The following is a 21396-nucleotide window of genomic DNA, read 5'->3' as shown; positions in this document are numbered from 1 at the left end:
TAGGTGCACACTATCTTTCTTCTGATATATTTTGATAAAAATGTGCTGTTGTTGTACTCAAGTATGGAGAAAGCCAAAGAAATCCAAGCCCAAAAGGAATGAGCGCTAGTATCGCCCAACCGATAAAGCTAAGCCATAAAAGGAATAAGTCCATTTTATGCCCTTTCATGATTTCTTTACTTACTTTCATCGCTTGTAAAGCCCCATATTTTGGATGATCAATCATCACGTAATATGTCATTGCATACGAAAAATATGAAATAATAATGACAATAAATGAAATAAATAATAATACAAAAAAGGCAATAGCCGATCCTTCACCAGCGCCTTTCCCCTCTTCCCCTAACAAGCCAACGATAACCATTAGCACCATAGGAATCCAAATTCCAGAATATAAACAGATTAAAATCATCGCTTTTACAGTATTCATCATTCTTTTGAAACCACGAAATCCTTCAAATAAAGCATCTATTGTAGCACCTTGTCTTCTACTAATATTTAGCGATACATTCGTGTAACCATATGATGTAATGCCATATGAACCAAGGCTCACAATTGCCATAAGAGCATAAAGAATAATCACCGTAACAATAAAGCCTGCTGTCGCTGTTTCTCTCTCAAAAAAGTTGATAGAATCACCAACTGATAAAAATAAAATAACAGCAGGAATGATGACAATAAATGTTGCAATTGTTGATATAACATAACTTAAAATGACATATAAAATAGTAGAACCAACACCAAGCCCCCATTTTCCTTTTAACGATTGTAACGCTTCTCGTTTCATTTCACTAATCACTTTCTCATCTCCTCTTTCCTCAAAGCTGTCAAATTACAATTCCTTGCATACTCTACTTCAGGTAGAAATATAATAATTATACCATTTTTGGAAAGTTTTTATGATATATATTAGGCAGAGAGATAAAGTGAAACTTTAATCAGTGGGGTTTTTTTCATCCCCCACTGATTATTAGTTGAACCAATCGGGCTTTTACGGGCAGTTTATCTCCCACCTAACTTCTGTACTCCCGCCGAATTTTGAGGTGGGAATATTACTGCCCGTTAATGCAGGATAAAACGGAAAAACAAAAAAATCCGTAAAGGAATGAACCTTTACGGATTTTTTTATTTCATATCGGAAACGTTCAAACGGTTCACAGCACGTTGTAGTGCCATTTCTGCACGTCTAAAGTCAACATGTGCTTGTTTATCTTGCATACGTTGCTCAGCGCGACGCTTCGCTTCATTTGCACGATGGATATCGATATGGTTTGCTTCCTCAGCAGATGGAGCTAATACTGTTACTTTATCTGGACGAACTTCGATAAAGCCACCGCTTACTGCTACATAATCAGTGTGTCCACCATTTTTCAGACGAACTGCACTAATTTTTAATGGTGCAACAGTTGGAATGTGACCTGGTAAGATCCCCATTTCTCCACTCTCTGCTTTTACACTTACCATTTCTACTTCTTTTTCGTAAACCGGTCCATCAGGAGTTACAATACTGACTGGAAATGTCTTCATAATTCGTCCCTCCTAAGGCCTTACGCCATCATTTTCTTCGCGTTTTCAATAACTTCTTCAATGCTACCAACAAGACGGAATGCATCTTCTGGAAGGTCATCGTATTTACCTTCTAGAATTTCTTTGAAACCACGAACTGTTTCTTTTACAGGTACATAAGAACCTTTTTGACCTGTAAACTGCTCCGCTACGTGGAAGTTTTGTGATAAGAAGAATTGAATGCGACGAGCGCGATGTACAACTAACTTATCTTCTTCAGATAACTCATCCATACCTAAGATAGCGATGATATCTTGAAGTTCTTTATAACGTTGAAGTGTTTGCTGCACTTGACGCGCTACTTCGTAATGCTCGTCTCCTACGATTTCTGGAGAAAGCGCACGAGATGTAGATGCTAATGGATCTACCGCTGGGTAAATACCCATTTGTGTTAAACGACGCTCTAAGTTTGTTGTTGCATCTAAGTGAGCGAACGTTGTAGCTGGTGCTGGGTCAGTGTAGTCATCGGCTGGTACATATACCGCTTGGATAGACGTGATAGACCCTTTATTTGTAGATGTAATACGTTCTTGTAATTGACCCATTTCTGTTGCAAGTGTTGGTTGGTAACCTACCGCAGATGGCATACGACCAAGAAGGGCAGATACTTCAGAACCCGCTTGCGTGAAACGGAAGATGTTATCGATGAACAATAGTACGTCTTGTCCTTGCTCATCACGGAAATGTTCAGCCATTGTTAATCCTGTTAATGCAACACGTTGACGTGCACCAGGTGGCTCGTTCATTTGTCCGAATACCATCGCTGTTTTCTTGATTACGCCAGAATCGCTCATTTCGTGGTATAAGTCGTTACCTTCACGAGTACGCTCACCTACACCAGCGAATACAGAAATACCACCGTGCTCTTGTGCGATGTTGTTAATTAACTCCTGGATTAATACTGTTTTACCTACACCGGCACCACCGAATAGACCGATTTTACCACCTTTAATGTAAGGAGCAAGTAAGTCTACTACTTTAATACCAGTTTCAAGAATTTCTACTTTCGTAGATAACTCTTCGAACGCAGGTGCTTGACGGTGAATTGGATCACGGCGTACATCCGCAGGAACTTCACCATCTAAGTCAATTGCATCACCTAATACGTTAAATACACGACCAAGTGTTGCATCACCAACTGGAACAGAAATTGGTTTACCAGTATCTTCTACTTCTGTACCACGAACAAGTCCATCTGTAGAAGACATCGCAACCGTACGAACTGTGTCATCACCTAAGTGAAGCGCCACTTCTAAAGTTAAGTTAACTGCGTCTTGTTTAATTCTAAGGGCATTGTAGATTTCAGGTAGCTTTCCGCCGTCAAACTTAACGTCTACAACCGGACCCATGATTTGCGTAACGCGCCCTTTATTCATCGGGTTCCCTCCTAGCTTTCTTTAAATTAGCCAGCTTTCTATGAGAGTCGGCTTTCATTTTTTTATTAGTTTAACTTAGGCGGCTCTTCCGAAAGAGCCGCTTCCGCTTTTTATGAATCTAGCTCCAGCGGCTAGAATGCTCGGTGGCTTCGCTTCTTCCTGCGAGGCACAGAACGCCTCTACGTCTGAAGCTCCATCCCCCTCCCATTCTGAACGAGCCGCTTCCGCCTTATATTACTATTCTAACGCTGCCGCTCCACCAACGATTTCTGTAATTTCTTGCGTAATCGCTGCTTGTCGAGCACGGTTGAATGAAAGTGTAAGTGAATCGATAACTTCCATTGCGTTGTCTGTAGCACTCTTCATTGCTGTCATACGCGCTGCGTGTTCACTTGCTTTACCATCTAGTAATGCACCGTACACTAAGCTTTCTGCGTATTGTGGCAATAATACTTTTAAGATATCTTCTTCAGAAGGTTCGAATTCATAAGCTGTCGTCGGTTTGTCAGACGTCACGTCCGTAAGCGGTAAAATTTTATTTTCCGTTACTTCTTGTGAAATTTTACTTACAAAATGGTTGTAGTAAATATACAGTTCATCATAAGCACCATCTGCGAACATCGCAATTGCTCGAGAAGCAAGGTCTTTAATATCTGTAAATGATGGGTGATCGGATAATCCAACTACTTCATCAATGATGTTAAAGCCACGACGTTTTAAATAATCACGTCCTAGTCGTCCAAGCACAATAATTGAATATTGGTTTGAATCCATATTATGACGTTCACGAATTACGTTACTTACCGTACGTAATACGTTACTGTTATAACCACCTGCTAGTCCACGATCAGATGTAATAACGATGTATCCTGTACGTTTTACAGGGCGTGCTGTTAGCATTGGATGATTAATTCCTTTGCTACCTTGCGCAATACTCGCTACTACTTCTTGAATCTTTTCCATATACGGAACGAAAGATTTAGCATTTTGTTCTGCACGGTTTAATTTCGATGCAGATACCATCTCCATCGCTTTCGTAATTTGACTCGTTTTCTTAGTCGAGTTAATTTTCGCTTTTATATCGCGTAAAGATGCCACAGGTTTTCACCACCTTTTTTCCGGAAGTTGGCACGATTAGTAAGAATCACTTTCGTTCATCTTTCTAATCTACGTTGCAAGATCTTCTTGCTCATGATTGAAGGAAAAGAATAGGTGCACCTACTCTTTTCCTTTACATAACCGTCAGCAATCCCTGTAGGAGTTGCCTATTTATATCATCTAGTTTCAGCGGCACGAGCCGCTTCCGCTTTTTATTGTTCAGAAGCTACGAATACTTTCTTAAATCCGTTAATTGCTGCTGCGAATTTGTCGTCATCCGCAAGTTTTTTCGTTGTGCGAATTTCGCTTAATAAGTCAGCTGCATTTGAATCTAACCAAGCATGGAATTCTTCTTCAAAACGAGTGATATCTACTACTGGGATATCATCTAGGAATCCACGTGTTAGAGCGTAAAGAATGATAACTTGTTTCTCTACTCGCAGTGGTTTGTGTAATCCTTGTTTTAATACTTCAACTGTACGAGCACCACGGTTTAATTTCGCTTGTGTTGCTTTATCAAGGTCAGAACCGAACTGAGCGAACGCTTCTAACTCACGGTAAGATGCAAGGTCAAGACGAAGTGTACCTGATACTTTACTCATCGCTTTAATCTGGGCAGATCCACCAACACGAGATACTGAAGTACCTGCATCGATTGCTGGACGTACGCCAGAGAAGAATAAGTCAGATTGTAAGAAGATTTGTCCATCTGTGATAGAGATTACGTTTGTTGGGATGTAAGCTGATACGTCCCCTGCTTGTGTTTCGATGAAAGGTAGAGCCGTTAAAGAACCGCCGCCTTTTGCATCGCTTAATTTTGCTGCACGTTCTAGTAAACGAGAGTGTAAGTAGAATACATCCCCTGGATATGCTTCACGACCTGGAGGACGACGTAATAGTAATGACAGCTCACGGTAAGCAGCTGCTTGTTTTGATAAGTCATCATATACTACTAATACGTGTTTTCCGTTGTACATAAACTCTTCACCCATTGTTACACCAGCATAAGGAGCTAAGTATAATAATGGAGCTGGTTGAGAAGCTGATGCAGTTACAACGATTGTGTACTCTAATGCACCGTACTTACGCAGTGTTTCTACTACGTTACGTACTGTAGATTCTTTTTGTCCAATTGCAACGTAGATACAAATCATATCTTCATCTTTTTGATTAATGATTGTATCAAGTGCAACTGCCGTTTTACCTGTTTGACGGTCACCGATGATTAACTCACGTTGACCACGACCAATTGGTACAAGAGCATCGATCGCTTTAATACCTGTTTGAAGTGGCTCATGAACAGATTTACGATCCATTACACCTGGTGCTGGACTTTCGATTGGACGAGTTTTTGTTGTATTGATTGGGCCTAAACCATCTACTGGTTGACCTAATGGGTTTACAACACGACCAATTAGTTCTTCCCCTACTGGCACTTGCATGATGCGACCAGTACGACGAACTTCGTCACCTTCACGGATTTCTGTGTAAGGTCCTAAAATAATAATACCTACGTTGTTTTCCTCTAAGTTTTGTGCTAGTCCCATAACGCCGTTAGAGAACTCTACAAGTTCACCAGCCATAACGTTATCAAGACCATGAGCACGTGCGATACCGTCACCAACTTGGATAACTGTACCAACATCACTAACTTCGATTTCAGACTGATAGTTCTCGATTTGTTGCTTTATCAGTGCGCTAATTTCTTCAGCTCTGATGCTCATGTGCTTCACCCCTATCTATTCTTCATAAGTTCACGCTGAATACGTGCTAACTTTCCTTGTAAACTACCATCATAAATGCGATTTCCGATGCGTACTTTAATGCCGCCTAGTAAATCTTCATCTACAACATTTTTAATACGAATTGCATCTTTTCCTGTTCTCTTTGCAAATGATTCTGCAATGTTAAGCTTTTCCTCTTCTGATAGAAGACGAACTGAGTATACAGTTGCATCTGCTACGTTACGTTCTTCATTAGCAAGAACGACATATTCATTTGCAATTTCAGGTAGAATTTCAATGCGTTTGTTATCAATTAAAATATATAACGTATTTAAAATTGATTCAGAAACAGAAGAGAATACGTTAGAAAGGAACGTTTTTTTCTGCTCCTTTGAAATGTTTGGTTGTGTTAAAAAGCTATGTAGTTCTCCGTTTTTTACAAAAACGTTTTGTACAAGGCGTAATTCCTCTTCAAACATTTCTAATACGTGTTTTTCTTTTGCAATTTGAAAAAGAGCGACAGCATAACGTTTTGCTACAATCTCATTGCTCATCGCGCTTCTCCTACTTCTTTAATATAATCGCGAATTAATTTCACTTGATCTTCTTCTTTTAATTCTTTTTCAATTACTTTAGAAGCAATTTGAACAGATAAAGAAGCGACTTGTTCTTGCAGAGCAGCAATTGCTTGCTCTTTTTCGCGTTGAATTTCTTGTACTGCAGATGCTTTAATTGATTCTGCTTCTTCTTTAGCAGCAGCAACAATACCATCTTTTTGATCTTCAGCTTGCTTTTTCGCTCTTTCGATTAACTCTTGTGCTTCAACACGTGATTGTTTTAACATTTCACGTTGTTCTTCTACTAACTTCTTCGCCTCTGCATTGTTTTGTTCTGCAGCGTCGATTTCATTAGCAACATGCTCTTCACGTTCCTTCATAATTCCCATTAAAGGACCCCAAGCAAATTTACGTAGCATTACTAATAAAATTAGGAAAACTAGCAATGTATAAGCGATTGTTCCAAATGGAATGGCAGCTCCTAAAATTAAAGTTGGCACAAGGATTCACTCCCTTCGAGATATCTAATTTGACCATATGAAAAAAAAAGACATACATTTCGTTCATAAAGCAATGGCGAAGAAAGTCTAAAAACACTCTTCGCCATCTATGTAAGGGGAGTCTCCCTTATTTGTTCATTACGATGAATGCAATAACTACACCGATGATTGGAAGTGCCTCAACTAATGCAACCCCGATGAACATAATTGTTTGAAGTGCGCCTTTTAATTCTGGTTGACGAGCAACACCCTCGATTGTACGTGATACGATAAGACCGTTACCAATACCTGCACCTAATGCTGATAAACCAATTGCAATTGCAGCTGCGATTACACCTAAACTCATTTAATTTGTCCTCCTTTGTATTATAAAAAAATAGATTTTTTTACTTACTTATTAAAGTATATTAATGGTCATGACTTACTTTATGAGCCATATAAACCATTGTTAACATTGTAAAGATAAACGCTTGGATTGAACCAACGAATACACTGAATCCCATCCACGCTAACATTGGCACAATAGCACCCAATGCTCCAAGTACTGTAGCTCCACCTAATTTAGCAAGTAATCCTAATAAAATCTCACCTGCATAGATGTTACCGAATAGACGAAGACCTAACGTCAATGTGTTAGCAAATTCTTCAATAACCTTTAATGGGAATAAGAATTTCATAGGTTGGAAATAACCTTTTAAGTATTCTTTCGTACCCTTCATCTTAATTCCATAATAATGGGTGAGGGTAACTACCATCACGGCTAATGTTAATGTAACTGCTGGGTCAGACGTTGGCGATCTCCACCATGCAATGTGTTCGCCAGCCTCAGTTGTTGAGTACATGAATGGTAGACCGAGCATGTTTGATACGAAAATAAACATCATAAGCGTAACGCCGAGCGTTAAGAAGCGTCCACCTGTTTTCCAGTCCATCGTACTGTTAATGATCCCTTTCACGAAGTCTAAAATCCATTCAAAGAAGTTTTGCATTCCTGTTGGACGAAGAGCTAAGCTACGAGTCCCGATAACAGCGATTATGAAAACAATAAGTGCTGCAACAGTAACCATCATGACTGAGGATAAATCGAACGTTAAACCTAGAAATTCAACTAATTTACCGTGTTCCACTAGTAATTCACCTCTCTTCCCTGCTCTTATACTCTAAATAAAGAAAATCTATGATCATGACAAGGTATCCTGTCAGCAATCCTACACCTAAGCTCCACATCGCAATTAAATGCTGATATTTCGCTGCAAATAAAATTAATAACCCAATCGTGGCAAACCTCGAATATGTACTAACAGCCGTCGCTTTAAATTTCACGTTTTCTCCATTGGTAACGCGATCTAATAGCTTGTCTGTTCTACGTGCAATGATGCGCAAACTAAGAAAACTGAAAATCGTTCCGATAATCAGCCCAAGAAATACATCCTTGTAAGAGGTAAATCCCCATCCTAGCACTAGAAGCGCAAGCAAGTAGTACATATATTTCTTTTGTCTTTGGACAAGTCCATGTACGTCTATCATCATTGCTCTCCCGAATAGTAATGTCGAATGAGTCGAATCATTGCGTAAATCCCTGTTCCTAACCCTAGCAATAAGCCTATAATGAGAAACAACGGAAACGTTCCAACCTTGCTATCAATCCATTGCCCACCAAAAATCCCAACAAGAATGGAACCGACTAGCTGAGCAAGAATACCTGACATTAAAGCATAAGCTTTTACCGGGTTGCGATCGTTTTTTTGCAAGGATTCATCCCTCCAATATGTAACCCTCATTCACGATGTGTTAATAATAACTCATTTTTTTGTATAAATTCTATACAAAATAAAAAGTTTACTTTTTCGTCACGGAATAGATGCAAATTTGTCACTGAAAGCCCTACCATCTATCCCCGTTGTTAGCATACAATAGGGTATTAGCACTGTCAACGAGAAATCGTAAAAAATCAAAAAATTTGAGTATCAGTAATTTCTTGCCAAAAATGAAAACGTTCCCCTTCTAAATACTGGTGAAAGATATGCAATTTCTAGAATTTTTTCTCTTATAATAGAAGAAAAAGTTCACAAGTTTGTCACGATTACATTTTTACGATATAACGTTTTTCTTCTATAGTATAGTGTTCCATAGAAGTTAGACTTCTATATTATATGTGATATATATGCAAGTTATGTTGTATATACAAAAAATCCCATACACATATAGATTCAGGTCCCCTCCCCTACTCCCCTTATTTACTTATAAAAAAGACGAGCAGGGAATCCCCTCTCGTCTGTTGTCTTACTTCGTTCCAAATAAACGGTCACCAGCATCGCCAAGACCTGGAACAACATAACCATGGTCATTTAATTTCTCATCTAATGCCGCTACATAAATATCAACATCAGGATGTTCTTCTTGTACTACTTTTACTCCTTCTGGGGCAGCTACGATACACATTAATTTAATTTGCTTCGCACCGCGCTTTTTCAGAGAGTTAATTGCTTCAGCCGCAGAACCACCTGTTGCTAACATCGGATCAAGTACGATAAAGTCACGTTCTTCTACATCCGTTGGAAGTTTCACATAGTATTCTACCGGTTGCAATGTTTTTGGATCACGGTATAAACCAACGTGTCCTACTTTTGCTGCTGGAATTAATTTCAGAATTCCATCTACCATTCCTAAGCCTGCACGTAAAATTGGAATTAGACCCAACTTTTTACCAGCGATTACTTTTGTTTTCGCTTTGCTTACAGGTGTTTCAATTTCGATTTCTTCAAGTGGAAGGTCGCGTGTAATTTCAAATGCCATTAAGCTTGCTACTTCATCCACTAATTCACGAAATTCTTTTGTACCTGTATTTTTATCGCGAATATATGTAATCTTATGTTGAATTAACGGGTGATCAAATACATACAGTTTTCCCATGTGAATCTCTCCTTCAGATGATATTCATGCGTGTGTACACGCCGTTTTGCACTATTTACGATTGTAAAGAAAACGCTACTAATATTCAAGGGCAAATTTGGAAAAATATCAAATTCATCATGAACCTACCCAGTATCTTTACCAATTATGGAAATCCTATCCTTCATTATATATCCAAAATTTCTTCACCGTTTGTATACATACTTGAGAGACAATATATGCCCTTCTAACCTATTATTATTTTTTATAAAAAAGCAGCCGTTATTTTTTTATTTAGGCTGCTTTCTTTCTCTACTTTTTAAAATATGAAATTATAACTTTTCTACATGAGAACCAACAAAGAACTGTACATTTGTTGTTCCACCAGAAACATTTTCTCCAGCTGATTTCAACATAGCAATTTAATAAGACTGACCACCATCATCCATTCATTACGTGCGCAAATGTATATGTTTTCCACGAATAATATTACATTATTTTTCCTGTACATAAAGAAAATGTTAAATAAACAATGTTCTAAAAAACTATCTATTAAGAATTTGTGTTTCAAATAAAAAAGAGACTGCTGAAACAATATATGCTTCAGCAGTCTTCATCTCATCTATTATAGATCTGTATACATTGGGAATTTATTTGTTAATGCCTCTACACGCTTCCTTGCTTCTTCTAGTGCAGCTTCATTCTCATGATTTTTTAATGTATGAGCAATGATTGATGCAATTTCATCCATTTCTTCTAATCCGAAGCCACGAGATGTTACTGCTGCTGTACCGATACGTACGCCACTTGTTACAAATGGGCTTGCTGTTTCAAATGGAATTGTGTTCTTGTTCACTGTAATACCAACCTCATCTAATACATGCTCTGCTACTTTACCTGTAATATCTAAGTTACGAACATCAATTAAGATAAGATGGTTGTCTGTTCCACCAGAAACAAGTGTAAGTCCTTCTTTTTGAAGACCTTCCGCTAAACGATTTGCATTATTAATGATGTTTTGTGCATATATTTTAAAGTCATCTTGAAGTGCCTCACCGAATGCAACAGCTTTCGCAGCAATTACGTGCATAAGTGGTCCACCTTGAATACCAGGGAAGATTGATTTATCAATTTGCTTTGCAAATTTTTCTTCACATAAAATCATACCGCCACGTGGGCCACGTAATGTTTTATGTGTTGTTGTTGTAACGAAATGTGCATGTGGCACTGGGTTTGGATGTAAACCTGCTGCAACTAAACCTGCAATATGTGCCATATCTACCATTAAGTATGCACCAACTTCATCCGCGATTTCACGGAATCTCTTGAAATCGATAGCACGAGGGTACGCACTTGCACCTGCAACAATTAGTTTTGGTTTATGTTCTTTCGCTTTTGCTAACACATCATCATAATTGATGCGATGTGATTCAGCATCTACGCCATATTCTACGAAATTATATTGTACCCCACTGAAGTTAACAGGGCTTCCGTGTGTTAAGTGACCACCGTGGGATAAATTCATACCAAGTACTGTATCGCCTTGCTCTAAAATCGTGAAGTATACAGCCATATTCGCTTGTGCACCAGAGTGTGGTTGAACGTTTACATGCTCTGCGCCAAAGATTTCTTTTACGCGATCACGTGCAATATCCTCTACTACGTCTACATGCTCACAACCGCCATAGTAACGTTTACCAGGATACCCTTCCGCATACTTGTTTGTTAAAACAGAACCTTGTGCTTCCATTACAGCTTCACTTACGAAGTTTTCCGAAGCGATTAATTCAATTTTTGAACGTTGTCTCCCTAGTTCTGCTTCAATTGCAGCAAATACCTTTTCATCTTGACGTTTTAAATGATCCACCAAAATCCCCCTTTTCTGAACGAATTACACTGATTCCCGATAGTTTTTTCTTATTTATTAAGAAAAAAACGAAAATTCAAGTTGTAATTCTTTAGAACCTTCATGTTTTCAACTACATTCTAACATGACTTTCTATATCATAAAAGAAAAAAAAGACCGAGTTTGATCTTTTCTTTTTATCTTTGATAAAGTCAGACTACATACCTCTTTATATGAGATACTACATTTCTGTTTCTTCTTCATCCCACTATTCACAAGCTGTAAGCGCTCTCCCTTAAGGTGCAAATGGTAGATAACAAATAACCGCCTATCGATGCACAATTCGTGAAGATCTTTCATCAGTAGGGGATGTCCCCACTGACGAAAGTTTCACTTTATCTTTAGCTACAAGTAACTGTTTCTTCTACTGCCGCATACACAGCACGCGCACCACCAATAAGTTTCGCACGTGTTTTGGCCATCGTTACGTGTGCACTTCCAATCTCTTTTACACTTGTGCGAATTGGAACTGCAACATGTTTTAGATGCATACCAATAAAGGTATCACCGATATCCATACCTGCATCTGCTTTTATAAACTCCACTACTACAGGATCCTTTAGATAGTGATAGGCATATGTTGCTAATGCACCACCGGCTGATCTAACGGGCATAACGGTTACAATTTCAAGTTGATACTTCATTGCCACTTCTCTCTCAACTACTAAAGCACGATTTAAATGTTCACAACATTGGAATGCCAATTCTATACCCGTTTGCGCTTGAAATTGTTTTAGCTCAGAAAAAATCACTTCTGCTACTTCCATCGTTCCCGATGTCCCAATCCTCTCTCCTAGCACTTCGCTCGTACTACAGCCCACTACAAAAATTTGACCGCTTTGCAGTGAAGCTTGCTTTTGAAAATCAGAAAGCGATGTTTGCATTTGCTCTTTCACTTTTACTATTTCCGTCATGACGCCTCTTCCTTTCACAGATTGGTTCAACAAATTAGTATGCCCAATAGAAAATTACTTCGTTTCGTATGTTTTAATTTTCCCTACGCGGTTTTCGTGACGTCCACCTTCATAATCAGTTGTTAGCCAAATTTTTGCGATATCACGTGCTAAACCAGCACCAATTACGCGCTCACCCATCGCTAACATATTTGTATCATTATGTTCTCTTGTTGCTCTTGCACTAAATGTATCGTGAACTAACGCACAACGAATACCGTGTACTTTATTTGCTGCAATTGACATCCCAATACCTGTCCCACAAATTAAAATACCACGGTCTACTTCACCGTTTGCAACCATTTCTGCCGCTGGAAATGCAAAATCAGGATAATCAACAGAACCCGCTTCACATTCACAGCCTAAATCAACATATTCAATATTTAGTTCTTCTAATAAACTTACGATTTCTTTGCGGATATTCATTCCACCGTGATCAGATGCTACTACTACTTTCATTATTTACCCCTCCAAAATTTTAGTGAAACTTCTATCGAGTAGGGTTCTTCAGCCCACTGATAAATGATTGTAAAGTACTTATCCTTACTTGCTCATTCCGAGCAAGATCATCTCCAATATCGTATTATACACGAAACATTAACCTTCTGAATGTCTTTTCAATAAAGTTTGTACAAGTTTTTCCATCTCTACTAATGTCGATTTATAAATAGAGAGAGAACCGCCAAACGGATCTGAAATATCCTTACTTGTACCCTCTACAAATTCATAAAATGTATACACCTTTTTCCCAGCACTCGGATAGTGCCCGAGCACAAGTTGTTTATGGCTTTCTGTCATCGTAAGTACCATATCAGCCCACTCAAGTAATTCTTCTGTAATTTGCTGCGAAGCATGTGCTGCCTTAATTCCCTTTTCGGCTAATGCATCTTTTGCATACAAAGATGCATCACTTCCAGGATTAGCAAAAACACCAGCAGACTTCGCCTCAAAATTCCCTTTCCCATAGTGACGAAGCAACGCCTCTGCCATTGGGCTACGACATGTATTTCCAGTGCAAACAAATAACACTCGCTTCATCCAAGCTCACTCCTTATAGTGAATGTTCTACATTTATCATAACGTACTTAACAATGGAACAAAAGAAATGTGAACATACAAAAGGCGCATTTCTCCTTTATTTTTTCTAAGAGAAATGCGCCTTATCCACATATATGTGAAACCCTAGTTTCAAGTGCCTTAAATATAATAACATACTTGACGGAAACATCCACTGGAAAAGTCCCACCATAAAATAAAATAAGGAATCCATTTCATATAAAGTGGATTCCTTACAAAAAATTATTACTTCATTGTAACTTTCATTACTTCTGTTGAACCTTTTGTAGCTGAAACACCTACAGTTGTATTAATAGATTCAGCTGCATCTGTATTTGTAATAACGATTGGCGTAATTGTGCTTTTTGCTTTTTCGCGAATTAATTCTAAATCGAAAGAAATTAATTTGTCGCCAGCTTTCACAGCTTGTCCTTCCGACACGTGAGCTTCGAAACCTTCGCCTTCCATTTTTACAGTTTCTAAACCAACATGGATTAAGATTTCTGTACCGTTTTTCGCTTTAATTCCAACAGCATGTTTTGTATGGAATAATTGTACGATTTCACCGTCTACTGGTGATACAACTACACCTTCAGTTGGAACGATTGCAACACCGTCACCCATCATACGACCAGCGAATACTGGATCTGGTACTTCCTCAATATTTTTCACTTCTCCAGTTAATGGAGCTACAATTGTTTCTGCATTTGTTTTTGAACCAAGACCAAATAATTTTTTAAACATAGGATAGTCCTCCTTATAATTAGGTTGAAAATGTATAGGGCAATCCCTAGTAATAATTGAGATACATGTAAGACTTCATACTTCAAATATTATATTGTAAAAACGCTTTCGAAAAGAATCACGTTATTACCCATGGACTCTTATTGTATCGCTTTGCAAAATTCCAGTCAATTCAGATTGTCTGAATAACAATTATCAGAATTAACTTCTTTCTTATATTTTCTCTTTTTTCCATCCACTTGTCTAGAGGTCTTTATGACATATTTGTTTTTTATTGTTGATTTGTAAAATTTTCTTCATATTTTTCATGAAAGTAACTTGACTAAAGTAAGTAACTGATTTATTATTACTTACGTAATGTAAGTAAATAACTTTTTGGAGGTTTTATAAATGATGGACATCGGTCTTCTTATTATTCGTCTTATTATCGGAATTACATTCATGGGTCATGGTGCTCAAAAATTATTCGGTTGGTTTGGTGGTCACGGCCTAAAAGGAACAGGCGGATGGATAGAATCAATTGGCTTACGCCCTGGCGTATTTATGGCATTTATGGCTGGTGCAACTGAACTGTTAGGTGGATTCTTATTCGCAGCAGGTATCTTCACTTGGATTGGCGCATTATTTATCGTAGGTACAATGCTAGTTGCAATCTTTACAGTCCATGGCAAAAATGGCTACTGGGTAACACAAAATGGATTTGAATATAACATGATCTTAATCGCAGTTGCAGTTGGTGTTGCATTAACTGGCCCTGGCGCTTACGTTTTACTTTAATTATTTATCTCAATTTCAAGATAGTTATTGAACCACAAATAATGAAGTGTTTTATTTCTAAAACTCAAATACCTAAAAGACCATCAAGTTTTTGCTTGATGGTCTTTTAGTGTTCTTATAGCTTTGATCTATGTAACACTTGCTTAAAATTAAATTTCACGCTAAACACATGCATAATTTTTTATGCACTCATATAAAAAGATATTCTGTAAAATAAGTAAGCCTTTTCTATTGTTTGCATAATTTTGAATAGATTTTTGACCGCTATTTTCGAATCTCTAGTCCTTGTATAAACTAAACAAGTTACTTTATTTTTTCAAAAAAAGAATTAGTTACTGTTCCTACCTGTTCGATTTCTCCTTGTATATGTAGATTTACGGGCAAGTTCTCGAAATTTTCATTCCAATCTTTTTTAAGTTTTTTCCAAGTTTTAGGATCAGCTCGATGAATCGCTTCTCCAAATCCAAATATATCTATTTTATATTTTTTCTGTACTTCTTTTATTGCTGTTTTAAAGAATTCCACCGATTCTTTTTCATAAATCTCCTCTAATTTTTCAATCGATCCCGTTTTTTTTAAATCGATATCGCATGCTACTTCACCGATATTACCTTTCACACGAATATTTAAATCTATCTCAGGCTTTCCATTCTTTATCTTACCCTTCATTTCCGTGTTTGAGTTCATCACTTGATAAACAAATTTTCCTCCTTTTGGACACGATACATTCACAACTGTACTTAACTCATTGTTCGTAATGACATTATATGTCTTGCTTTGTTTCTCATTTAACCACCCAACTAATTTATCCTTTTCAAATACCGCTAAGTTTTGAAAGAGTATTCGGGCAGGAGTATCAATCACTTCTATATTTTGTTTACTGAAAGCTGTTTCTTCATCCGCTTTTACATGTAAGGAGATTCCTGTTAACACTGGTTGTTTCCCATCACTTACCATATCTACAATTAGCTTGTCTAATGTAACGAAACTTGTCGCTGACCATGCTTCTGATGAGGCCTTAAGGGTATTAAACAATTTATTAGCAGGTATTTTTTCTACAGGTGTACGCACCTTCAAAACATCTTCTGCGTTCATTCCCTTAGCTACAGCGATATAAAAATCTGATCGTAGTTCCCAGTCCCTCGAGAGAAGATCTAACGATTTGCCAATTCCTTTTTTCGCTAATGACTCACCAATTACGAGCATCCGAAGGTGTGAAGGATAAATTTTCCGCGGGGAGTCCTTTGTCATTTTTCGGATCGCCTCAAATATGGTTTGCCCTTTCGCCTGATAGATAACTACCGGTGAACGGCCACCACTGCCACCGCCTTTTGTAATAGCTACTTCTCCTGGATTTACCACCTGGGCGGTTACAAGATATTGACCATCCATTGTACGATCTATTCCTAAGGCTAATGTGATAGCCAATTCATTTAATTCACGACGATTCCAGCAGCCTGTAGTAAATAATAGAAATACAAGCAGTATGATAAGCATTGTAAAGTAGCGTTTCATAGATTAAACACCTTTCGAATTTATTTATACATGCTTATATCTAAGAGGAAAGTTTCATTTATTCTGTATTGGATCGGTAGTTCCCCAAAATTGTAACGATGTAAAATCATTTTCACCTTAATAACCCCTCAATAACGTAATACAGCGGCTTATAAATAGCCGTAATCCAATCTAGCGGATTTGGAATATTAATTTTCAAGGCGGTAGCAACGCTTAACGAAGTACCGAAGAATAGAAGAATAGAAAATACCCATAACTCTCCTTTTAATTTTTCTTTTAACAGAAAAGGAACATCGATCGCAATAATGGCAGTGACAATGACAAAGATTCCAGCAACAGCCATCACTTTTGTGTACTCCTTTCTTCCTTTGATTTATTAGAGAATAGGGATATAGAGGCATCTAGTCGTCAAGTCTTTATACCTATCTATACTTATCCCTTTTTGCAAGCTTGAAATTGGTATCACTACTGACGTTATCAATTCCAACTAGACAGGTTTTTCATTTTTAGAATTAATAGCTTTTATGCTCATTTAAACTTTATCTCGGGCGGTTTCGGAGCTGAATTTTGTTCACGTCTAACATTTTTTTGACTAATTAAACGCGGGCGAGAGAACATCCGCCATAGAGGTACTCGAATAAACGTATCTTTAATGTCCTCACGGATAAAAGGACCAAAAGGGCTCATATAAGGAATCCCAAAAGAACGCAAGCTGCACAAGTGAAGAATAAGTGCAATAAACCCAATGAATATCCCGAATAAGCCAAAAGAGGCGGCAAGCACCATCATTGGGAAACGGAGTATCCTAATAGACATAGAAAAGGTAGATGCAGGGAGCACAAAACTTGAAATCGCCGTCACTGCAACAACGATTACCATAGCAACCGATACAATCCCCGCATCAACTGCTGCAGTACCAATCACTAATGTTCCTACAATAGATATCGCTTGTCCAATAGCCTTTGGCATTCGTAAACCGGCTTCTCGCAAAATTTCAAATGCCACTTCCATCATGAGAGCTTCAATGAATGCAGGAAAGGGAACTCCTTCCCGTTGAGCAGCTAAACCGATTAACAGAGGAGTTGGTAACATTTCTTGATGAAACGTAGTGATGGCAATATATAGGGATGGTCCTAGTAGAGCGGTAAAAACACTTAAAAAACGAAGCAAACGAATAAGAGTACTAATGTCTGCACGTTGATAATAATCTTCCGCAGCCTGTACGAAAGAAACGAACAGTGTCGGGACAACTAGAACAATCGGCGTTCCATCCACTACGATAGCAATTCTTCCTTCTAAAAGCTCTGCAGCAATCACATCAGGTCGTTCCGAATGAAATACAGTTGGAAAAGGACTGAACGGTTCATCTTCAATCAATGCCTCAATATAACCACTCTCTAGAACCCCATCGATATCAATTTTATTTAGACGCCTATGCACTTCTTCGACAACTCTATCATTCGCAATCCCATCAATATATACGATCGCCACATCTGTTTGGGTCACTCTTCCAATCTTTTTCGATTCAACCCAAAGATTAGATGCTTTTATTTTTCGGCGGATTAATGCCGTATTGGTACGTAAGCTCTCCGTAAAACTTTCTTTAGGTCCCCGAACGACGGTTTCCGTGCTAGATTCCATGACACCGCGGTCTCTCCAACCACGCATACAGATAGTGAAACCTTGTTCATAGCCATCCAATAGGAAAATAACATCTCCTGATAACAAAGAATTGAATAAAGAACTGAATTCAGTAACATCTTTTATATCTCCAACCGTAAGAATACGATCTTTCAATATTTGTAAAACGTTCTGTTGAGGTGATATGGTTTGATTCTGTTCGATAGGAATATCTAACATGAGCGATTCCAAAATAAAGTTCTGAATGGAATTCGTATCCACCAATCCATCCGTATAGAGAATGCCTGCTTTAATAAATCCCTCTTTACCAATTTGTATTTCTCTAATCACTATATCGCTACTATTCCCAAGCATTTTCTTTACATATTGAATATTTCCTTCGAGGCTCGTTTTTAACAGGACTTTTTTATCTTCCTTATTTTCATCTTCTTGCTCGAATGAGGAGTATATTACACTGTTTTTTCTTTGTTTCTTAAAAAAACGCATACAATTTATCCTCTCTCATAATGTTGATTCATTGCTTATATAAATTTTGAAGCCTATTTCACTTCAACTTCATAGCCGTTATTTGTAATCGAAGGATTTAAAAACACGTTAGTGAATACCTACGAAAACAATCTCTTGATTCACGGTGATTTTTCGCATAACTATTACTCGACCTTGTTCTTTCAAGTTCATTTTTACCAATTAAACTTGAATTATACTTGAACCTCCAATAAGTACGGTATAGCATCCCCATTACCAAAATCTAACAAAATAATTCCCCCTCGAATATCTTCTACTGGATACGGAAATTGTTATGGAACTGTTAAAACCTGACCATACTTATGAAATAACAAAACCTCACCAGATAATGTAAAGTGAAACTTTTACTCAGGATTATTTTTAAAAATTTTCTTTTTAAGAATTCTATTGGGTAGGTATAAACTAATGAGAAAATGGGGTAGGTTCCTATTGTGAAAAATGAAAAGATCAATTCACATCAATTTTTAACTTTAGTAACTTTATTTACAATTGGTACGACTATCTTAATTATTCCAGGAGGATTAGCGGCCGAAGCGAAGCAAGACGCTTGGATTGTATCTCTAGTGGGTACAGGGATAGGAGTTTTTGTAATATGGATATTTAACACTTTAGTTCGTAATTTTCCTAACATGACTATTGTACAAATCAATGAACAATTGTTTGGAAAATGGTTAGGGAAAATAGTATCTCTTTTCTTTGTTTCTATGCCATTACTTTATACTTCTATTCTTTTGATTTATAATGGTAGCTTTTTAAACACGCATATGATGCCTAATACACCCGCCCTGGCCCTTAACCTATTGATGATACTCATTTTGGTAATGGGAGTACGTCTTGGACTCGAAACAATCGCTCGCTCCGCAGAAATATTCATGCCCATTTTCTTTATCCTTTTTATCATTTTAGTCGTCTTTCTTATTCCACAAATCAAGTTTGAAAATATTCAACCTGTATTTGAGGTAGAGACAAAAACGATATTACGAGCATCCTTACACTTGATTACTACATCTTCTGTAAACTCTGTGATTTTATTAATGATTTTTCCTGCCTTAGTTAATCAACCGAAAAAAGCCCGAAAATCGTTTTATATTGGAAATATAATTGGGGGAGTTGTCATTATTATCATCACAATTTTAAGCATTTTGGTTTTAGGTGCCGAAACTACTGCAAGACACAATTATCCAAGCTTTATACTAGCAAGAGAAATAAACGTAGGTGATTTTATCCAACGTATCGAAGGAACAATAGCGATCATGTGGTTTATTACGATCTATTTTAAGATGGCTCTTTATTTTTACGCTTCTGTTTTAGGTATTACACAAATTTTGAATTTGAAATATTATCGCCCATTAGTATTACCTTTAGCGATGATTGTAGGTGTTCTTTCTATTATTATGTATGAAAACGTCGTAAAACAACAAAACTTCGACGCTACAGCGACTATAGCCTATTCGTTGTCAATTGGGCTTTTTTTACCTCTAATCATGTTAATAGTCAGTCTAGTTAGGAGAAAAGGAAAGAAAGAACAAAGAGAATAGTTATTTTCTTTGAAGAGCATCACTGACAAAGCGTGGAAGATGCACATTATGGTCTTGTTATTGAAGCTTGTTTACCGCAGTGTAAAGTTTTCTTCGTGAATTTTACAAAAACCGCCAAAAAATATTTTTAAGCAGGAATTTCCCCTCCTTATCTTGTAAACAAACAAAGAGTATTCATATCGAGGAAGGGAGATTACAAATATGCTTTCGATTAATCCAAATGAACAAACAGAAAAAGATAATTACAAATTATTAACAGGGAGTATTATTCCGCGCCCTGTAGCATTCGTGACTTCTGTAACAAAAGATGGTGTTTTAAACGGAGCTCCATATAGCTATTTTAATATCGTTGCCGCCAATCCGCCGCTCATCTCTGTTTCAGTGCAACGTAAAGGAGGAGAACGCAAAGATACTTCTCGAAATGCCATTGAAAAAGGTGAATTTGTTGTACATATTTCCGATGAATCTTATGTGGAGGCCATCAATGAAACTGCTGCAAACCTTCCTCCAAATCAAAGTGAAATTGAGTTAGCGAAACTAACCCCTATCGAAAGTGATGTCATCTCAGTACCAGGCGTAAAAGAGGCAAATATTCGAATGGAATGCATATTAGAACGCGCTTTCCCACTAGGTGGAACAGAAGACTCTCCAGCATGCGACCTACTAATCGGCCGCGTTGTCCGCTTCCACGTCGCAGAACATTTATATGAAAACGGCAGAATTCATGCAGAAGGACTAAAACCAGTAAGCAGACTCGCAGGACACAACTACGCAAAACTAGGAGAACAATTCGAGCTTGTAAGGCCTATTTAAAGGCGGAGACGGCTTGCTCAGAATCGCAGGGCATTGGAGCTCCCGACTGAGAAGCGCTTTTGGCTTCGACCGAGGGGGCGAAATGACCGGAGATTCTAGCCGTCGGAGCTAGATAGCTCTAAAAGTGGAGACGGCTCGCTCAGAATCGCAGGGCATTGGAAGGCTCGACCACTTCACAACAAAAAAGACCAGCTTTGATATTATCTGATATTATT

At 37.8% G+C, this 21396-nt stretch carries 24 protein-coding genes; 3 read left to right on the top strand and 21 right to left on the bottom strand.

Annotated elements, in window-relative coordinates; translation table 11 throughout:
* Nucleotides 1-10 precede the first annotated feature (10 nt).
* From LOK41_RS17815 to LOK41_RS17730, 18 genes are all read right to left on the bottom strand, one after another.
* Nucleotides 11-799 (bottom strand): DUF975 family protein, encoded by a 789-nt coding sequence (locus LOK41_RS17815; protein WP_241817661.1) that lies wholly within the window; start codon nucleotides 797-799, stop codon nucleotides 11-13.
* 326 nt (nucleotides 800-1125) lie between these two features.
* Nucleotides 1126-1527 (bottom strand): F0F1 ATP synthase subunit epsilon, encoded by a 402-nt coding sequence (gene atpC / locus LOK41_RS17810; RefSeq protein WP_174100465.1) that lies wholly within the window; start codon nucleotides 1525-1527, stop codon nucleotides 1126-1128.
* Between the two features lie 20 nt (nucleotides 1528-1547).
* Nucleotides 1548-2942 carry a F0F1 ATP synthase subunit beta gene (gene atpD / locus LOK41_RS17805; protein WP_174100466.1) on the bottom strand — a complete coding sequence of 465 codons (1395 nt, stop codon included), beginning with the start codon at nucleotides 2940-2942 and terminating at the stop codon, nucleotides 1548-1550.
* Between the two features lie 237 nt (nucleotides 2943-3179).
* Nucleotides 3180-4040, bottom strand: coding sequence for a F0F1 ATP synthase subunit gamma (gene atpG, locus LOK41_RS17800; protein ID WP_174100467.1), 861 nt, complete (start codon nucleotides 4038-4040; stop codon nucleotides 3180-3182).
* Between the two features lie 212 nt (nucleotides 4041-4252).
* A complete protein-coding gene (gene atpA, locus LOK41_RS17795) occupies nucleotides 4253-5764 on the bottom strand; it encodes a F0F1 ATP synthase subunit alpha (protein ID WP_241817660.1) in 1512 nt (503 codons plus the stop codon).
* An 11-nt stretch (nucleotides 5765-5775) separates the two neighbouring features.
* The gene (locus LOK41_RS17790) at nucleotides 5776-6318 is read right to left on the bottom strand and encodes a F0F1 ATP synthase subunit delta (protein WP_000064098.1); all 543 of its coding nucleotides are present in this window, start codon (nucleotides 6316-6318) and stop codon (nucleotides 5776-5778) included.
* Nucleotides 6315-6821 (bottom strand): F0F1 ATP synthase subunit B, encoded by a 507-nt coding sequence (gene atpF, locus LOK41_RS17785; RefSeq protein WP_241817659.1) that lies wholly within the window; start codon nucleotides 6819-6821, stop codon nucleotides 6315-6317. Before atpF ends, LOK41_RS17790 begins: the two co-directional genes overlap by 4 nt.
* Before the next feature lie 127 nt (nucleotides 6822-6948).
* Nucleotides 6949-7167, bottom strand: coding sequence for a F0F1 ATP synthase subunit C (atpE, locus tag LOK41_RS17780; RefSeq protein WP_000052064.1), 219 nt, complete (start codon nucleotides 7165-7167; stop codon nucleotides 6949-6951).
* A gap of 61 nt (nucleotides 7168-7228) precedes the next feature.
* Nucleotides 7229-7948, bottom strand: a complete 720-nt coding sequence (gene atpB / locus LOK41_RS17775; RefSeq protein ID WP_174100469.1) for a F0F1 ATP synthase subunit A — start codon at nucleotides 7946-7948, stop codon at nucleotides 7229-7231.
* 7 nt (nucleotides 7949-7955) lie between these two features.
* Nucleotides 7956-8348 carry an ATP synthase subunit I gene (locus LOK41_RS17770; protein WP_000567602.1) on the bottom strand — a complete coding sequence of 131 codons (393 nt, stop codon included), beginning with the start codon at nucleotides 8346-8348 and terminating at the stop codon, nucleotides 7956-7958.
* Nucleotides 8348-8572 carry an AtpZ/AtpI family protein gene (locus LOK41_RS17765; RefSeq protein WP_001171217.1) on the bottom strand — a complete coding sequence of 75 codons (225 nt, stop codon included), beginning with the start codon at nucleotides 8570-8572 and terminating at the stop codon, nucleotides 8348-8350. The genes LOK41_RS17770 and LOK41_RS17765 overlap by 1 nt, the downstream gene beginning before the upstream one ends.
* 26 nt (nucleotides 8573-8598) lie before the next feature.
* Entirely contained in the window at nucleotides 8599-8712 is a 114-nt protein-coding gene (locus LOK41_RS17760; protein WP_174100470.1) for a DUF4024 domain-containing protein, read from the bottom strand.
* A 392-nt stretch (nucleotides 8713-9104) separates the two neighbouring features.
* Entirely contained in the window at nucleotides 9105-9734 is a 630-nt protein-coding gene (upp, locus tag LOK41_RS17755) for a uracil phosphoribosyltransferase (protein ID WP_003202275.1), read from the bottom strand.
* Nucleotides 9735-10338: 604 nt separating this feature from the next.
* Nucleotides 10339-11580: a serine hydroxymethyltransferase gene (gene glyA / locus LOK41_RS17750; protein WP_241817658.1), complete on the bottom strand. Its 1242-nt coding sequence runs from the start codon at nucleotides 11578-11580 to the stop codon at nucleotides 10339-10341.
* Nucleotides 11581-11960: 380 nt separating this feature from the next.
* Nucleotides 11961-12533, bottom strand: coding sequence for a TIGR01440 family protein (locus LOK41_RS17745; protein WP_241817657.1), 573 nt, complete (start codon nucleotides 12531-12533; stop codon nucleotides 11961-11963).
* A gap of 54 nt (nucleotides 12534-12587) precedes the next feature.
* Nucleotides 12588-13031 carry a ribose 5-phosphate isomerase B gene (gene rpiB / locus LOK41_RS17740; RefSeq protein ID WP_174100474.1) on the bottom strand — a complete coding sequence of 148 codons (444 nt, stop codon included), beginning with the start codon at nucleotides 13029-13031 and terminating at the stop codon, nucleotides 12588-12590.
* A gap of 138 nt (nucleotides 13032-13169) precedes the next feature.
* Nucleotides 13170-13610, bottom strand: a complete 441-nt coding sequence (locus tag LOK41_RS17735; RefSeq protein ID WP_241817656.1) for a low molecular weight protein arginine phosphatase — start codon at nucleotides 13608-13610, stop codon at nucleotides 13170-13172.
* A 264-nt stretch (nucleotides 13611-13874) separates the two neighbouring features.
* Nucleotides 13875-14372: a PTS sugar transporter subunit IIA gene (locus tag LOK41_RS17730; protein WP_000473658.1), complete on the bottom strand. Its 498-nt coding sequence runs from the start codon at nucleotides 14370-14372 to the stop codon at nucleotides 13875-13877.
* A 390-nt stretch (nucleotides 14373-14762) separates the two neighbouring features.
* On the opposite strand from LOK41_RS17730, the gene LOK41_RS17725 reads away from it, so the two are divergent.
* Complete coding sequence (locus LOK41_RS17725; protein ID WP_241817655.1) at nucleotides 14763-15149, top strand: DoxX family protein; 387 nt, start codon at nucleotides 14763-14765, stop codon at nucleotides 15147-15149.
* Nucleotides 15150-15452: 303 nt separating this feature from the next.
* Here LOK41_RS17725 and LOK41_RS17720 read toward each other — a convergent pair whose 3' ends face one another.
* The 3 genes from LOK41_RS17720 to LOK41_RS17710 all read right to left on the bottom strand — a co-directional run bounded on the left by LOK41_RS17720 (nucleotide 15453) and on the right by LOK41_RS17710 (nucleotide 18791).
* Nucleotides 15453-16664, bottom strand: coding sequence for a Ger(x)C family spore germination protein (locus tag LOK41_RS17720; RefSeq protein ID WP_241817654.1), 1212 nt, complete (start codon nucleotides 16662-16664; stop codon nucleotides 15453-15455).
* 112 nt (nucleotides 16665-16776) lie between these two features.
* On the bottom strand, nucleotides 16777-17007 hold the full coding sequence (locus LOK41_RS17715) for a hypothetical protein (RefSeq protein ID WP_174100515.1): 231 nt from the start codon (nucleotides 17005-17007) through the stop codon (nucleotides 16777-16779).
* A 185-nt stretch (nucleotides 17008-17192) separates the two neighbouring features.
* A complete protein-coding gene (locus LOK41_RS17710; protein WP_241817652.1) occupies nucleotides 17193-18791 on the bottom strand; it encodes a spore germination protein in 1599 nt (532 codons plus the stop codon).
* A 470-nt stretch (nucleotides 18792-19261) separates the two neighbouring features.
* On the opposite strand from LOK41_RS17710, the gene LOK41_RS17705 reads away from it, so the two are divergent.
* Together LOK41_RS17705 and LOK41_RS17700 are read left to right on the top strand one after the other, a co-directional pair.
* Nucleotides 19262-20368 (top strand): GerAB/ArcD/ProY family transporter, encoded by a 1107-nt coding sequence (locus LOK41_RS17705; RefSeq protein WP_241817651.1) that lies wholly within the window; start codon nucleotides 19262-19264, stop codon nucleotides 20366-20368.
* Between the two features lie 201 nt (nucleotides 20369-20569).
* On the top strand, nucleotides 20570-21181 hold the full coding sequence (locus LOK41_RS17700) for a flavin reductase family protein (RefSeq protein WP_241817650.1): 612 nt from the start codon (nucleotides 20570-20572) through the stop codon (nucleotides 21179-21181).
* Nucleotides 21182-21396 lie beyond the last annotated feature (215 nt).

The organism is Bacillus sp. TL12, assembly GCF_022625245.1.
In the GTDB taxonomy this organism is placed as follows: Bacteria; Bacillota; Bacilli; order Bacillales; family Bacillaceae_G; genus Bacillus_A.
Note: the sequence above shows the minus strand (reverse complement) of the source record. Positions and strands in the feature narration are given on the sequence as shown.

What these genes read in the sequence shown, in the direction of transcription:
- atpC (WP_174100465.1), bottom strand. Translation starts at nt 1,527, where the DNA reads ATGAAGACATTTCCAGTCAGTATTGTAACTCCTGATGGACCGGTTTAC.
- upp (WP_003202275.1), bottom strand. Translation starts at nt 9,734, where the DNA reads ATGGGAAAACTGTATGTATTTGATCACCCGTTAATTCAACATAAGATT.
- LOK41_RS17720 (WP_241817654.1), bottom strand. Translation starts at nt 16,664, where the DNA reads ATGAAACGCTACTTTACAATGCTTATCATACTGCTTGTATTTCTATTA.
- LOK41_RS17715 (WP_174100515.1), bottom strand. Translation starts at nt 17,007, where the DNA reads ATGGCTGTTGCTGGAATCTTTGTCATTGTCACTGCCATTATTGCGATC.
- atpE (WP_000052064.1), bottom strand. Translation starts at nt 7,167, where the DNA reads ATGAGTTTAGGTGTAATCGCAGCTGCAATTGCAATTGGTTTATCAGCA.
- LOK41_RS17735 (WP_241817656.1), bottom strand. Translation starts at nt 13,610, where the DNA reads ATGAAGCGAGTGTTATTTGTTTGCACTGGAAATACATGTCGTAGCCCA.
- atpA (WP_241817660.1), bottom strand. Translation starts at nt 5,764, where the DNA reads ATGAGCATCAGAGCTGAAGAAATTAGCGCACTGATAAAGCAACAAATC.
- LOK41_RS17725 (WP_241817655.1), top strand. Translation starts at nt 14,763, where the DNA reads ATGATGGACATCGGTCTTCTTATTATTCGTCTTATTATCGGAATTACA.
- atpD (WP_174100466.1), bottom strand. Translation starts at nt 2,942, where the DNA reads ATGAATAAAGGGCGCGTTACGCAAATCATGGGTCCGGTTGTAGACGTT.
- LOK41_RS17790 (WP_000064098.1), bottom strand. Translation starts at nt 6,318, where the DNA reads ATGAGCAATGAGATTGTAGCAAAACGTTATGCTGTCGCTCTTTTTCAA.
- LOK41_RS17770 (WP_000567602.1), bottom strand. Translation starts at nt 8,348, where the DNA reads ATGATAGACGTACATGGACTTGTCCAAAGACAAAAGAAATATATGTAC.
- rpiB (WP_174100474.1), bottom strand. Translation starts at nt 13,031, where the DNA reads ATGAAAGTAGTAGTAGCATCTGATCACGGTGGAATGAATATCCGCAAA.
- LOK41_RS17745 (WP_241817657.1), bottom strand. Translation starts at nt 12,533, where the DNA reads ATGACGGAAATAGTAAAAGTGAAAGAGCAAATGCAAACATCGCTTTCT.
- LOK41_RS17760 (WP_174100470.1), bottom strand. Translation starts at nt 8,712, where the DNA reads ATGGTAGGGCTTTCAGTGACAAATTTGCATCTATTCCGTGACGAAAAA.
- LOK41_RS17700 (WP_241817650.1), top strand. Translation starts at nt 20,570, where the DNA reads ATGCTTTCGATTAATCCAAATGAACAAACAGAAAAAGATAATTACAAA.
- LOK41_RS17730 (WP_000473658.1), bottom strand. Translation starts at nt 14,372, where the DNA reads ATGTTTAAAAAATTATTTGGTCTTGGTTCAAAAACAAATGCAGAAACA.
- LOK41_RS17710 (WP_241817652.1), bottom strand. Translation starts at nt 18,791, where the DNA reads ATGCGTTTTTTTAAGAAACAAAGAAAAAACAGTGTAATATACTCCTCA.